This window comes from Rhodanobacter geophilus, assembly GCF_040812275.1.
Lineage (GTDB): Bacteria > Pseudomonadota > Gammaproteobacteria > Xanthomonadales > Rhodanobacteraceae > Rhodanobacter_A > Rhodanobacter_A geophilus.
In genome coordinates this window covers 1-12586 of sequence record NZ_JBFOHL010000012.1, presented here as the reverse complement: position 1 = coordinate 12586, position 12586 = coordinate 1, and the positions used below count along the sequence as shown (strand labels likewise).

11 protein-coding genes and 1 tRNA gene are annotated in these 12586 nt (G+C 67.8%); 2 read left to right on the top strand and 10 right to left on the bottom strand.

Annotated features, from left to right (window positions below):
• The first annotated feature begins 14 nt into the window (after positions 1 to 14).
• The gene (gene pbpC / locus ABQJ56_RS13395; RefSeq protein ID WP_367845511.1) at positions 15 to 2396 is read left to right on the top strand and encodes a penicillin-binding protein 1C; all 2382 of its coding nucleotides are present in this window, start codon (positions 15 to 17) and stop codon (positions 2394 to 2396) included.
• Positions 2397 to 2435: 39 nt separating this feature from the next.
• Here pbpC and ABQJ56_RS13390 read toward each other — a convergent pair whose 3' ends face one another.
• The 10 genes from ABQJ56_RS13390 to thrS all read right to left on the bottom strand — a co-directional run bounded on the left by ABQJ56_RS13390 (position 2436) and on the right by thrS (position 11069).
• A complete protein-coding gene (locus ABQJ56_RS13390; protein WP_367845510.1) occupies positions 2436 to 3173 on the bottom strand; it encodes a hypothetical protein in 738 nt (245 codons plus the stop codon).
• A gap of 126 nt (positions 3174 to 3299) precedes the next feature.
• Positions 3300 to 3376, bottom strand: a tRNA-Pro gene (locus tag ABQJ56_RS13385).
• Positions 3377 to 3464: 88 nt separating this feature from the next.
• A complete protein-coding gene (locus ABQJ56_RS13380) occupies positions 3465 to 3821 on the bottom strand; it encodes a MerR family transcriptional regulator (RefSeq protein ID WP_181301494.1) in 357 nt (118 codons plus the stop codon).
• Positions 3802 to 4101 (bottom strand): integration host factor subunit alpha, encoded by a 300-nt coding sequence (gene ihfA, locus ABQJ56_RS13375; RefSeq protein ID WP_077481444.1) that lies wholly within the window; start codon positions 4099 to 4101, stop codon positions 3802 to 3804. The genes ABQJ56_RS13380 and ihfA overlap by 20 nt, the downstream gene beginning before the upstream one ends.
• 1 nt (position 4102) lies before the next feature.
• A complete protein-coding gene (gene pheT / locus ABQJ56_RS13370) occupies positions 4103 to 6481 on the bottom strand; it encodes a phenylalanine--tRNA ligase subunit beta (RefSeq protein WP_367845509.1) in 2379 nt (792 codons plus the stop codon).
• A 20-nt stretch (positions 6482 to 6501) separates the two neighbouring features.
• The gene (pheS, locus tag ABQJ56_RS13365; RefSeq protein WP_367845508.1) at positions 6502 to 7497 is read right to left on the bottom strand and encodes a phenylalanine--tRNA ligase subunit alpha; all 996 of its coding nucleotides are present in this window, start codon (positions 7495 to 7497) and stop codon (positions 6502 to 6504) included.
• 290 nt (positions 7498 to 7787) lie between these two features.
• Entirely contained in the window at positions 7788 to 8147 is a 360-nt protein-coding gene (rplT, locus tag ABQJ56_RS13360; protein ID WP_367845507.1) for a 50S ribosomal protein L20, read from the bottom strand.
• Between the two features lie 17 nt (positions 8148 to 8164).
• The gene (gene rpmI, locus ABQJ56_RS13355) at positions 8165 to 8362 is read right to left on the bottom strand and encodes a 50S ribosomal protein L35 (RefSeq protein WP_367845506.1); all 198 of its coding nucleotides are present in this window, start codon (positions 8360 to 8362) and stop codon (positions 8165 to 8167) included.
• 233 nt (positions 8363 to 8595) lie between these two features.
• On the bottom strand, positions 8596 to 9123 hold the full coding sequence (gene infC, locus ABQJ56_RS13350; protein ID WP_367845618.1) for a translation initiation factor IF-3: 528 nt from the start codon (positions 9121 to 9123) through the stop codon (positions 8596 to 8598).
• Positions 9124 to 9167: 44 nt separating this feature from the next.
• On the bottom strand, positions 9168 to 11069 hold the full coding sequence (thrS, locus tag ABQJ56_RS13345; RefSeq protein WP_367845505.1) for a threonine--tRNA ligase: 1902 nt from the start codon (positions 11067 to 11069) through the stop codon (positions 9168 to 9170).
• Positions 11070 to 11376: 307 nt separating this feature from the next.
• Between thrS and ABQJ56_RS13340 the strand changes: the two genes are divergently transcribed.
• Positions 11377 to 12384, top strand: coding sequence for an NAD-dependent epimerase (locus ABQJ56_RS13340; RefSeq protein WP_367845504.1), 1008 nt, complete (start codon positions 11377 to 11379; stop codon positions 12382 to 12384).
• The last annotated feature ends 202 nt before the right edge of the window (positions 12385 to 12586 follow it).

Genomic DNA, 12586 nt, shown 5'->3' with positions numbered 1-12586 from the left:
GGCCGATGAACCGCATGGCTCCCGCCTCACCCGTGACCGGCCGCCGGACCAGGCCCTTCCTCGCACGGCTGCGCCGGTGGCTGCGCGTCGCGACGGCAGGCATTGCCGCGCTGCTTTTGCTGGCCGTGCTGCTGGATCGCCTGTTTCCGCTCAGGCTGCCGGCGCCCGATACCGGCAGCACCGTGGTGCTCGCGCGCGATGGCACGCCGCTGCGCGCGTTCGCCGACAGCGACGGCGTGTGGCGCTATCCGACCACGGCCGGCAAGGTGTCGCCGCTTTATCTCTCCGCCCTGCTCGCCTACGAGGACCGCTGGTTCTACCGGCTGCCGGGCGTCAATCCGTATGCGCTGGCGCGCGGCGCGGCCCTTTCGTTGCGCGAGGGCCGCATCGTGTCCGGCGGTTCGACACTGACGATGCAGGTGGCGCGCATCATCATGCCGATGCCGCATACGGTCGCGGGCAAGTTCGTGCAGATTTTTCGCGCGCTCCAGCTCGAAGCGCACCTGGGCAAGGCGCAGATCCTCGACCTGTATCTCAACCATGCACCCTTCGGCGGCCCGATCCAGGGCGTGGAGGCGGCATCGTGGGCGTACCTCGGCAAGCCGGCCGGCCAGTTGTCGCATGCCGAAGCCGCCTTGCTGGCGGTGCTGCCGCAATCGCCTAGCCTGCTGCGTCCCGACCGCCACCCCGACGCCGCGAGGCGCGCGCGCGACAAGGTGCTCAGGCGCATGCAGGACGAAGGCCTGTGGAGCGCAGCCACGGTCCGCGACGCGGAAATGGAACCGGTGGTCGCGCGTTCGCTGCGCGCCCCCCTGGAAGCGGCCTTGCTGGCCGAACGACTGCACCGGCAACAGCCGCGATCCAGGCGCATCGTCACCACCATCGATGCGAACCTGCAGCGTGCGGTGGAGGATCGCGTCGGCAACTATCTCGCCCGCCTGCCGCCGCGCACCTCCGCCGCCGTCCTGGTGGTCGACAATGCCTCGCTGGCGGCGCGCGTCTACGTGGGCACGGCCGAATTCGGCAGCGTGCAGCGACTGGGGCACGTCGACATGGTGCGCGCGCCGCGCTCGCCGGGCTCCACGCTCAAGCCCTTCCTGTACGGGCTCGCGCTCGACGACGGGCTCATCACCTCGCAAAGCCTGCTGGTCGATGCACCGCAGGATTTCGGCGGCTACAAGCCGGGCGACTTCGATGAATCGTTCAGCGGCCCGGTCAGCGTGGCCGAGGCTTTGCAGCGTTCGCTCAACGTGCCGGCGGTGGATGTGCTCGACCATGTGGGCCCGAAGCGTTTCGTGGCGCGACTGGCGAATGGCGGCGTCGATCTGGAGTTGCCGCAGGGCGCGCAACCGAACCTGTCCATCATCCTGGGCGGCGCCTCGACGCGGCTGGAGGATCTGGTGGGCGCCTATACCGCGTTCGCCAACGGCGGCCTCGCCGGCGTCCCTCGTTATCAGCCGGAGCAACCCAAACAGATCCGCCGCCTGCTTTCGCCCGGCGCAGCCTGGATCATCCGCGACATCCTGGCGACCAACCCTGCCGACGTCGACGGCGCGCCGATGGAGGGCACCATCAACCGGCACGGCGCGGTCGCATGGAAAACCGGCACGAGCTACGGCTACCGCGACGCCTGGGCCCTCGGCGTCACCGACGGCTGGACCGTGGGCGTGTGGATCGGCCGCCCCGACGGCACGCCCTCACCCGGGCAGTACGGCGCGGTGACGTCGCTGCCGCTGATGTTCGACATCGTCGACATGCTGCCCGACCGGCACGCCTACGTGGCGCAGCCAGCGAGCGTGCGCAAGGTGGACATCTGCTGGCCGCTGGGCGGCGCCGCATCCGGCACGCCGCCGGCCCTCTGCCGCCAGCGGCGCAGCGCATGGACGCTCGACGGCGCACTGCCGCCGACCTTCGCCGAACGCGACCTCACGGCCTGGTCCGCCGGCCTGGTGAGCGTGCGCGTCGACGCCGCCGGGCACCGCCTGAGCGCGACCTGCCATGGCAAGGGCGAACACACGCTGCAGATCGCGCGCTGGCCCGCGCTGGCGACTCCTTGGCTGAGCGCCGACGACGCCGCGCATGCCGCCCTGCCACCGCTCGCCCCCGGCTGCGCCCCGGATTCGCTCGACCTCGCCGGCCCGATCCGCATCGCCGGACTCGTCGACGGTGCGCGCCTGCGGCTGGCGCCGAACAGCACCCGACCGCTGGGCGTGACCCTGCAGGCACTCGGTACCACGGGAGAAGTGCAGTGGCTGCTCGACGGCCGCCTGCAAGGGAGCAGCCTCGGCCACGCCGACATGCGCCTGGCCTTGCCGCAAGCGGGCGATCACCAGATCACCGCGCTGACCCGCAATGGCGCGTTTGCGCGGCTTTCCGTGCACGTCGACAAATCCTGAAGCCGCGCGGTTGCGACCCGCCTGCGCCGATGCCCGGGGTCACCGTGGCAATGCGGCAGCGGCGCGGCGCCGGCCCTTCCCCTTGCCGGCGCTCGCCGGTCGAACGGTCTTGCGCGCCGCCTTTTTCGCCGTGGATCCGCGACGCGCGCCCACCGGCGCTTCCGCCTTCCCGGCGTAGCGCTGCTCGTCGCGCCGCTGCTCGCGGAAGGCCGCCGCGTAGCTCTTCAATTCCGCCTTCGCCTTGTCGCCCATCCCCGGCACATCGTCGATGTGCGCCGCCATCTGCCGCAGCAGTTCGTAATCGTGGTAATCGCGGTAGGGCTTGAGGTCGAGGTCGGCCGGCACCTTCTGCAGGCGCTCGTCGCCGATGGACTTCACGTACTTCTGCATGAAGCGGTCGTAGGCCTTCCAGGTGACGCGCTGCGCGTTCACCGCGGCCTCCTCGGCGCGGGTGGCGATCTGGTGCGCGTGCAGGTAATGCAGGCCGAGCTGGTCGATCAGGGTCTTCTCCACTTCCTCGTGCAGGATCAGGAAGCGGTCCACCTCGATCGTGCGGCCGCGGAACGTGAAGCTCTTCGGCAGGTGGCGGTCGATGTAGATGGTCTTGCCGTCGCGGCTGTAGCCGGCGAGGTAGGGAATGTCGTGTTTGCGGTCGAGCTTCTTCACGCGGCGCAGGATCGCGTCCAGTGCACGGTCCGTCATCAGCGCCGAAACGTACCAGTCGGGTGCCTTGAGCTTTTCGTGCGGCGCGTTCGGGTGGCAGCTGTTCGACGGCATGCGGCATCTCCAGGCGTGGGCGGGCCGATGCCGCAGCCTAGCCTCCCGGCGATGCAATTTCCTGCGCCTTCGCGAAACGCTCGAACGCAAACGGCGCCCGCAGGCGCCGTCGATGTTCCAGCTTGATGGTCGGGGCGGCCGGATTCGAACCGACGACCCTTTGCCCCCCAGGCAAATGCGCTACCAGGCTGCGCTACGCCCCGACTTGGACTTGAAAGGCGGCAACGTGGCCGCCTTCCGTGCTTCGCGATCGTGCAATCGTGAAGCGCGGACTATAGCAGAGGAATGCGCTCAGCGGCGCAGCAGGGCGAGGACTTCTTCCAGCTCCAGCCGCACCTGGTGCACGATCTGGTGCGACATGCTCGCCTCGACGCGCGCCTGCGGGCCTTCCAGCCGCGCGCGCGCGCCGGTGATGGTGAAGCCCTCGTCGTACAGCAGCGCGCGGATCTGGCGGATCATCAGCACGTCGTGGCGCTGGTAGTAGCGACGGTTGCCGCGGCGCTTCACCGGGTTCAGCGCAGGAAACTCCTGCTCCCAGTAGCGCAGCACGTGCGGCTTCACCCCGCACAGTTCGCCCACTTCGCCGATGGTGAAGTAGCGCTTGGCCGGGATGGGCGGCAGTTCGGTGTTATTCCCTTGGTCCAGCATAGCCCTCGACTCGCACCTTGAGTTTCTGCCCTGGCCGGAACGTCACCACCCGGCGCGCCGAGATCGGAATCTCCTCGCCGGTCTTGGGGTTGCGCCCTGGCCGCTGGTTCTTCTCGCGCAGGTCGAAATTGCCGAAACCCGACAGTTTCACCTGCTCCCCTCTTTCCAGTGCTTCGCGGACCACCTCGAAGCAGGCGTCCACGAATTCCTTGGCTTCACGCTTGTTGAGGCCCACGTCAAGGAAAAGCCGCTCGGCCATATCCGCCTTGGTCAGCGCCATCTCATCCTCGCAACTTGGCCTGGCATGTCTGCTCCAGTGCGGCGATCGCCTGCCGCACGCAACGGTCTGCGTCGTCGTCGACAAGGGTGCGGGAAGCATCCTGCAAAATCAAGCCCATAGCGAGACTTTTTCGGCCCGCTTCGACCCCTTTGCCGCTGTAGCGGTCGAACAGGCGCAGCTCTTTCAGCACGTCGCCAAGACTGGCGCGAACCACCTCGCCAATCTGCGACCAGGCCACGCTTTCCGGAACCTCGATGGCGATGTCGCGACGCACCAACGGGAAACGGGGCACCGGCTGCGCCCTGGGCAGGCGGCGGGCCAGCAGCGGCTCCAGCGCCAGTTCCAGCACGTGCACGTCCGGCCCCAGGTCCAGCGCCTTGGCCAGCTGCGGATGCAGGGCACCGAGGTATCCCGCCGTCTCGCCGTCACGCGCGAACCGGGCGCCACGACCCGGGTGCAACCAGGGCGGCAGGCCGTCGGCATGCACCGACCAGCGCCCGGCCTCGCCACCCCAGGCCAGCAGGGCGTCCAGGTCACCCTTGATGTCGAAGAAATCCAGCGCGCGGGACGGTTCGCCCCACTGCTCGGCGCGCGCGGAACCGCAAGCGACGATGGCCAGGCTGGGCGTCTCCACGGGCGGGTCGCCCGCCGCAAACACCCGGGCCACCTCGAACAGCCGCACCCGCTCCTGCTGGCGCGCCCGGTTGTGGCGCAACGCCTCGACCAGGCCCGGCAGCAGCGCGGGGCGCATCACGGCAAGATCGGCCGACAGTGGATTGGCCAGCGGCACGCCCTGCCCGGCCAGCCCCCATTGCGCCAGCAGTTCGGTGGACACGAAGGACAGGTTCACCGCCTCGTGGTAACCGCGCGCGGCGAGCTGCTCGCGGAGCGCCAGCTCACTGATCCGCGCTTCCGGCTCGGCCGCCAGCGCCAGCGCGCCGGCCGGCGTGGCGGTGGGGATGTTGTCGTAGCCGAAGATGCGCGCGACTTCCTCGACCAGGTCCTCCTCGCGCTCGATGTCGAAGCGGCTGCTGGGCGCGGTGATGCGCCAGCCGTCGGCCAGCGTTTCCACCCGCATGCCCAGCGCAGTGAAGATGCGCGCCACCTCGGCATCGGCCACCTCCACGCCCAGCACGCGCCTGAGGCGCGCGCGACGCAGCGTTACCGCCGCGGGCTTCGGCAGGTCGGCGAGGTTCTCCGCCGCCAGCACCGGCCCTGCCTTGCCGCCGGCGATCGAAAGCAGCAGTTCGGTGGCGCGTTCCAGCGCACGGCGCGGCAGCTCGGGATCGACGCCACGCTCGAAACGGTGCGAGGCGTCGGTGTGCAGCCCCAGCTTGCGCGCACGGCCCATGATCGCGGCCGGCGCGAAGTGCGCGGCCTCGAGGAAGATGTTGCGCGTGGCGTCGGTGACGCGCGAATCGTGGCCGCCCATCACGCCGGCCACCGCCAGCGCCTTGCGCTCGTCGGCGATCAGCACGAAGCCCTCGTCCAGCGTCGCCTCGCTGCCGTCGAGCAGCTTCAGCGTCTCGCCGGCGCGCACGTGGCGCACCACGATGTCGCCGTCGAGCCGGTCGTTGTCGAACGCGTGCATGGGCTGGCCCAGCTCGAGCATCACATAGTTGGTGACGTCCACCACCGCGCTGATCGGGCGCAGGCCCGCGCGGCGCAGGCGCTCGGCCAGCCACAGCGGCGTGCGCGCGGCGGGGTCGATACCCTCGACGACGCGGCCGAGGTAGCGCGGCGCATCCTTGCCGGCCTCCAGGCGGATGCCGCGGCGCGCATCGCTCGCGACCGGGGCCGCCGCCTGCTCGCCCACCTTCACGCGGCTGCCGAACAGCGCGGCCACGTCGTGCGCGAGGCCGACGAGGCCCAGGCAGTCGGGGCGGTTCGGCGTGAGCTTCAGCTCGATGCTGGCGTCGGGCAGGCCCAGGTACGTCGCCAGCGGCTCGCCGACCGGCGCATCGGCCGGCAATTCCAGCAGGCCGGAGGCATCCGCGTCGATACCCAGCTCCTTCGCCGAGCACAGCATGCCGGAGGACTCCACGCCGCGCAGCCTGGCCGCCTTGATGTGGATGCCGCCCGGCAGGTTCGCGCCCACCGTGGCCAGCGGCACGCGGATGCCTACGCGCGCGTTCGGCGCGCCGCAGACGATCTGCAGCGGTTCGCCCTGCCCTGTGTCCACCTTGCACACCTGCAGGCGGTCGGCTTCGGGGTGCTTTTCGGCAGCCACGATCTCGGCCACCACCACGCCATCGAGCTGCTCACCCAGCGGCGTGAGTTCTTCCACTTCCAGGCCGGCCATGGTCAGCGCGTGGGCCAGCCGGGCGCGGTCGGCCTGGATCTCGACCAGTTCGCGCAGCCAGTTCTCGGAGAATTTCATGCGTGTGTTCCCTGCCCGGTTTACGCGAACTGCTTGAGGAAGCGCAGGTCGTTCTCGAAGAACGCGCGCAGGTCGGTCACGCCGTAGCGCAGCATCGCGAAGCGCTCCACGCCCAGGCCGAAGGCGAAGCCGGTGTAGCGCTCCGGGTCGATGCCGCAGTTCGCCAGCACGTTCGGATGCACCATGCCGCAGCCGAGGACCTCCAGCCAGCGCGATTCGCCGTCCCTAGTCTCCCAGCGGATGTCCACTTCGGCCGAGGGTTCGGTGAAGGGGAAGTAGCTGGGGCGGAAACGCATCTCGAAATCGCGCTCGAAGAACGCGCGGATGAACTCGGCCAAGGTGCCCTTGAGATCGGCAAAGCTGGAGGTTTCGTCGACCAGCAGGCCTTCGATCTGATGGAACATCGGCGAATGGGTCTGGTCCGAATCGCTGCGGTAGACCTTGCCCGGCGCGATGATGCGGATAGGCGGCTGGCGTCCCTTCATCGAGCGGATCTGCACCGGCGAGGTGTGCGTGCGCAGCAGGCGGCCGTCGCCGAAATAGAAGGTGTCGTGCATGGCGCGCGCCGGATGGTGCGGCGGGAAATTCAGCGCCTCGAAATTGTGCCAGTCGTCCTCGATCTCCGGGCCGTCGGCGCGCTGGTAGCCCAGTCGCGCGAAGATCGCGGCGATGCGCTCCAGCGCACGGGTGATCGGGTGGATGCCGCCACGCTCGCCGTCGCGGCCCGGCAGCGAGATGTCGATGGTCTCGGAGGCGAGGCGGCGGTCCAGTTCGGCCTGTTCCAGCATGGCCTTGCGCGCGGCCAGCGCGTCGGCGAGGCGTTCCTTGACGAGGTTCACTTCGGCACCGCGCGCCTTGCGTTCGTCCGGCGCCAGCGCACCCAGCGTCTTCAGCGCGGCGGTGACGATGCCGCTCTTGCCCAGCAGGCCCACGCGCAGCGCGTCGAGCGCATCCAGCGTATCGGCCTTGTCGATGTCGGTCAGCGCCTGCGCGGTTCGACTGTCGAGATCATCCATCGGTGCGACTCTCTTGTCCCCTCTCCCCGTCGGGGAGAGGGTGGGGTGAGGGGCGCTCTTGCGCCGACGCCGGTTCGAAGCGGGCTTCGATGAAGTTCGGGGCAAGCCTTGGCCCCTCACCTCAATCCTCTCCCCGACGGGGGGAGGAGGCGAACGCAAAAAACGCGCTACCAAAACAAAGCGGGGAGAAGGCGCTGGCCTTCTCCCCGCGGATATCATGCTCTTCCTTTCGAAAGTGCGGCCATGGATGGCCGCCTCCTGATCTTGGCGATCAAGGATGAGCGCACAATTTACGCCGCCAGGCCGGCCTTCGCCTTTTCCGCGATGGCGCCAAACGCCTTGATGTCGTGCACGGCGATGTCCGCCAGCACCTTGCGGTCGACCGTGACACCGGCCTTGGCCAGGCCATTGATCAGGCGGCTGTAGGACAGGCCGAACTGACGGGCGGCAGCGTTGATACGCACGATCCACAGGGCGCGGAACTGGCGCTTCTTCTGCTTGCGGCCGATATAGGCGTACTGGCCGGCCTTGATGACGGCCTGGTTCGCTACGCGGAAAACCTTGCGGCGGGCGTTGTAGTAGCCCTTCGCGCGGCCGATGATCTTCTTGTGACGACGACGGGCGGTAACGCCACGCTTTACACGAGCCATGGTCTAGTCCTCCCGGTTCAGAGATACGGCAACATGCGAGCCACACCCTTGGTGTCGCACGCCTTGACGTGGTTGGTGGCGCGCAGGTTGCGCTTACGCTTGGTCGACTTCTTGGTCAGGATGTGCGACTTGAAGGCGTGACCGGCCTTGAACTTGCCGGTAGCGGTCTTGCGAAAACGCTTCGCCGCCGCCCGGTTGGTCTTGATCTTGGGCATGGAAATGCTCCTTGATGGGGTCGCTCTGCCTGTGAGAGCAGCCCGGTTTCTGACTGATTCGGCGGCGACCGCAAGGCCGCGCTTTCCATCCTGCCGACATCGGTTCACGACCCTTCCTGGCGGGTCGAACTGGCGATTGTACGGGGAAAACGGGGACGGCGCCAGCCTGTGGCGCTGCTTTCCACACCCGCCTGCCCGCATGCAAAACGGCGACCTGCAGGCCGCCGCTTGCCTCACTGCTTCTTCTTGGGGCCGATCATCATGACCATCTGGCGGCCTTCCAGGCGCGGGAAGGACTCGACCACGCCATTCTCGCCCACATCCTCCTGGATCTTCTTGGCCAGGTTCTGGCCGAGGTCCTGGTGGGACATCTCGCGACCACGGAAGCGGATGGTGACCTTGACCTTGTCGCCCTCTTCCAGGAAGCGAAGCATGTTGCGCAGCTTGATCTGGTAGTCGCCCACGTCCGTGACCGGACGGAACTTCACTTCCTTGATCTCGACCTGCTTCTGCTTCTTCTTGGCGGCCTGGGCCTTCTTCTGGGCTTCGAACTTGAACTTGCCGTAGTCCATGATGCGGCAGACCGGCGGATCGCCGTTCGGCTGGATCTCGACCAGATCCATGCCGGCTTCCTGGGCCAATGCCAGCGCTTCGTCGCGAGTGAGAATGCCGAGCTGTTCCGCATCGGCGCCGATCACACGCACCCGCGGAACGCGGATTTCGAGGTTACGGCGATTGCCCTTAGTGTCGGTGGTAGCGATACCACTATCCTCCAGAAGAGTTCTTGTAAGTGCCGCCCCGCGCGCTAGCGACGGGTTTCGGCTTCCAGTCGTTCGACGAAGGAGGCCAGCGGCATGCTGCCCAGGTCTTCGCCGGAACGTGTACGCACGGAAACGGCCCCTGATTCCTTCTCGCGATCACCGACCACCAGCAGGTAAGGGACTTTCTGCAACGTATGTTCGCGGATTTTATAGCCGACCTTCTCATTGCGCAAATCCGCCTCGACCCGGAAGCCTTTGTCGACAAGGGCTTGCGCCACCTCGCGGACGTAATCGGCCTGCGCATCGGTGATGCTGAACACCATCGCCTGCACCGGGGCCAGCCACGGCGGCAGCAGGCCGGCGTGGTGCTCGATCAGGATGCCGATGAAGCGCTCCATCGAGCCCACGATGGCCCGGTGCAGCATCACCGGGTGCCGGCGCTGGCTGTGCTCGTCCACGTACTCGGCGCCAAGGCGCTCGGGCATCATGAAGTCCACCTGCATGGTGCCGACCTGCCAGGCGCGGCCGATCGAGTCCTTCATGTGGTACTCGATCTTGGGGCCGTAGAAGGCGCCCTCGCCCGGCAGTTCCTCCCATTCGACGCCGGCCGCGCGCAAGGCGGCGCGCAGCGCGTCCTCGGCCTTGTCCCACACCTCGTCCGAGCCGATGCGCTTGTCCGGGCGCAGCGCGATCTTCAGCGCGATGTTGTCGAAGCCGAAGTCGGCATAGACCTGCATAGCCTGCCGGTGGAAGGCGGTCACCTCCGGCTCGATCTGCTCCGGCGTGCAGAAGATGTGGCCGTCGTCCTGGGTGAACGCACGCACGCGCATGATGCCGTGCAGTGCGCCCGACGGTTCGTTGCGGTGGCAGCCGCCGAACTCGCCGTAGCGGATCGGCAGGTCGCGGTAGCTGTGCAGGCCGGCGTTGAAGATCTGCACGTGGCCGGGGCAGTTCATCGGCTTCAGCGCGTAGGTGTGCTTCTCCGACTCGGTGAAGAACATGTTCTCGGCGTAGTTGTCCCAGTGGCCGGACTTCTTCCACAGCGAGACGTCCAGCACCTGCGGGCAGCGCACTTCCTGGTAGCCGCTCTTGCGGTACACGCCGCGCATGTACTGCTCCACCTGCTGCCAGATCGCCCAGCCGCGCGGATGCCAGAACACCATGCCCGGGCCTTCCTCCTGCTGGTGGAACAGGTCGAGCGCCTTGCCGATCTTGCGGTGGTCGCGCTTCTCGGCCTCTTCGAGCTGGTGCAGGTAGGCCTTGAGGTCCTTGTCGTTGAGCCAGGCCGTGCCGTAGATGCGCGTCAGCATCGCGTTGTTGCTGTCGCCGCGCCAGTAGGCGCCGGCCACCTTCATCAGCTTGAACGCGCGCAGCTTGCCGGTGTTCGGCACGTGCGGGCCGCGGCACAGGTCGGTGAACTCGCCCTGCGAGTACAGCGAGAGCTGCTCGCCGGCCGGGATCGACTCGATGATCTCCGCCTTGTAGGCCTCGCCCAGGCCGCGGAAGAACGCCACCGCCTCATCGCGCGACTTCACGCTGCGCGTCACCGGCAGCTGCTCGGCCACGATCCTGTGCATCTCCTCCTCGATCTTCGGCAGGTCCTCGGGCGTGAACGGGCGCTCGTAGGCGAAGTCGTAGTAGAAGCCGTTGTCGATCACCGGGCCGATCGTGACCTGCGCGCCCGGGAACAGCCGTTGCACCGCCTGCCCCATCAGGTGCGCGGTGGAGTGGCGCAGGATCTCCAGCGCCTCCGGGCTCTTCTCGGTGACGATCTCGAGGCGGGCGTCGTGCTCGATGGGGAAGCTGGCATCCACCAGCCTGCCGTCCACCTTGCCGGCCAGGGTGGCCTTGGCCAGGCCGGCGCCGATGGAGGCGGCCACGTCCTGCACGGACACGGGATGGTCGAACGGGCGCTTGCTGCCGTCGGGTAGCGTGATCTCGATCATGTTCATTCCTGCCGCGTCATCGCGGTGGGCGTCGTTTTTTTGAAAAGTCCGGCCATGGATGGCCGGTTTTGCCGTTGTCCGCCCGGATGGCGGACAAAAACAAAGGCGCCGTAGCGCCTTTGCGGAGCACAAGGCGGGCAGTCGTCAGCCGTGGTTGCGGGTAGTTGCCATGTCGCACGCTCGGCCGACGCTCTGGCGCGGGCCACCTTGTCTCTGGAGGTTGCTGCGGAAACGCTAGTCTAGCCTATCGCAGGCTGTCAATTGGCGACCGGCGATAGAATGCACCGACCTTTCAAGGATTCCCCCCATGCGCATCCTCGTCACCGGCACCGCCGGCTTCATCGGCGCCGCCCTGGCCGAACGCCTGCTCGCGCGCGGCGACGAGGTGCTGGGCATCGACAACCACAACGACTACTACGATCCGGCGCTGAAGGAAGCCCGCCTCGCCCGCTTCGCCAGGCACCCGAACTACAGCCATCGTCGTGCCGATCTCGCCGACGCCGCGTCCGTGAACGAGGCCTTCGCCGGCTTCAGGCCGCAGCGCGTGGCGAACCTGGCCGCCCAGGCCGGCGTGCGCTACTCGCTGAAGAACCCGCAGGCCTACGTGCAGAGCAACCTAGTCGGCTTCGGCAACATACTGGAGGCCTGTCGCCACGGCGCGGTCGAGCACCTGGTCTACGCCTCGTCCAGCTCCGTCTACGGCGCCAACCGCAAGCTGCCGTTCGCGGTGGAGGACGCGGTGGACCACCCGGTCAGCCTGTACGCCGCCACCAAGAAGGCCAACGAGCTGATGGCGCACAGCTACAGCCACCTCTACGGCCTGCCCACCACCGGCCTGCGCTTCTTCACCGTGTACGGGCCCTGGGGCCGGCCGGACATGTCGCCGATGCTGTTCGCCGACCGCATCAGCCGCGGCGAAGCCATCGACGTGTTCAACTTCGGCAACCACAGCCGCGACTTCACCTACGTCGACGACATCGTGGAGGGCGTGACCCGCACGCTCGACCACCCGGCCAAGCCCGACCCGTCCTACAACGCGGAAGCGCCCAACACCGGCACCTCGAACGCGCCCTGGCGCGTCTACAACATCGGCAACGACCAGCCGGTACAACTGCTGCGCTTCATCGAACTGCTGGAGCAGCACCTGGGCCGCAGCGTGGAAAAGAACCTGCTGCCGATGCAGCCGGGCGACGTGCCGGATACCTGGGCCGACGTGTCGGCACTGCGGCGCGACGTGGGCTATGCGCCCAGCACCTCCATCGAGGACGGCGTGGCGCGCTTCGTGGCCTGGTACCGCGGCTACTTCAACCGATAGCCTCGACAGCGACTACGACCGTAGGATCGGCTTCAGCCGCGCCATTCTCGTCATACATCGTGCAGATCGCGGTTGAAGCCGCTTGTGTCTGCACAACCCCGTAAAGTGGCAGTGGAGAGCGATGTGCGGCACGCCGACAAGGCGCAGTGTTGGAAGCACGTGTAGGAGCCCGAGCGGCCGCACATCGACCTCACCCCATAGC

Coding starts and splice junctions, on each gene's coding strand:
- ABQJ56_RS13380 (WP_181301494.1), bottom strand. CDS start 3,821: ATGCTGGACCAAGGGAATAACACCGAACTGCCGCCCATCCCGGCCAAG.
- thrS (WP_367845505.1), bottom strand. CDS start 11,069: ATGATCGAGATCACGCTACCCGACGGCAGCAAGCGCCCGTTCGACCAT.
- ABQJ56_RS13390 (WP_367845510.1), bottom strand. CDS start 3,173: ATGCCGTCGAACAGCTGCCACCCGAACGCGCCGCACGAAAAGCTCAAG.
- rplT (WP_367845507.1), bottom strand. CDS start 8,147: ATGGCTCGTGTAAAGCGTGGCGTTACCGCCCGTCGTCGTCACAAGAAG.
- pheS (WP_367845508.1), bottom strand. CDS start 7,497: ATGGATGATCTCGACAGTCGAACCGCGCAGGCGCTGACCGACATCGAC.
- pbpC (WP_367845511.1), top strand. CDS start 15: ATGGCTCCCGCCTCACCCGTGACCGGCCGCCGGACCAGGCCCTTCCTC.
- ihfA (WP_077481444.1), bottom strand. CDS start 4,101: ATGGCGCTGACCAAGGCGGATATGGCCGAGCGGCTTTTCCTTGACGTG.
- rpmI (WP_367845506.1), bottom strand. CDS start 8,362: ATGCCCAAGATCAAGACCAACCGGGCGGCGGCGAAGCGTTTTCGCAAG.
- ABQJ56_RS13340 (WP_367845504.1), top strand. CDS start 11,377: ATGCGCATCCTCGTCACCGGCACCGCCGGCTTCATCGGCGCCGCCCTG.
- pheT (WP_367845509.1), bottom strand. CDS start 6,481: ATGAAATTCTCCGAGAACTGGCTGCGCGAACTGGTCGAGATCCAGGCC.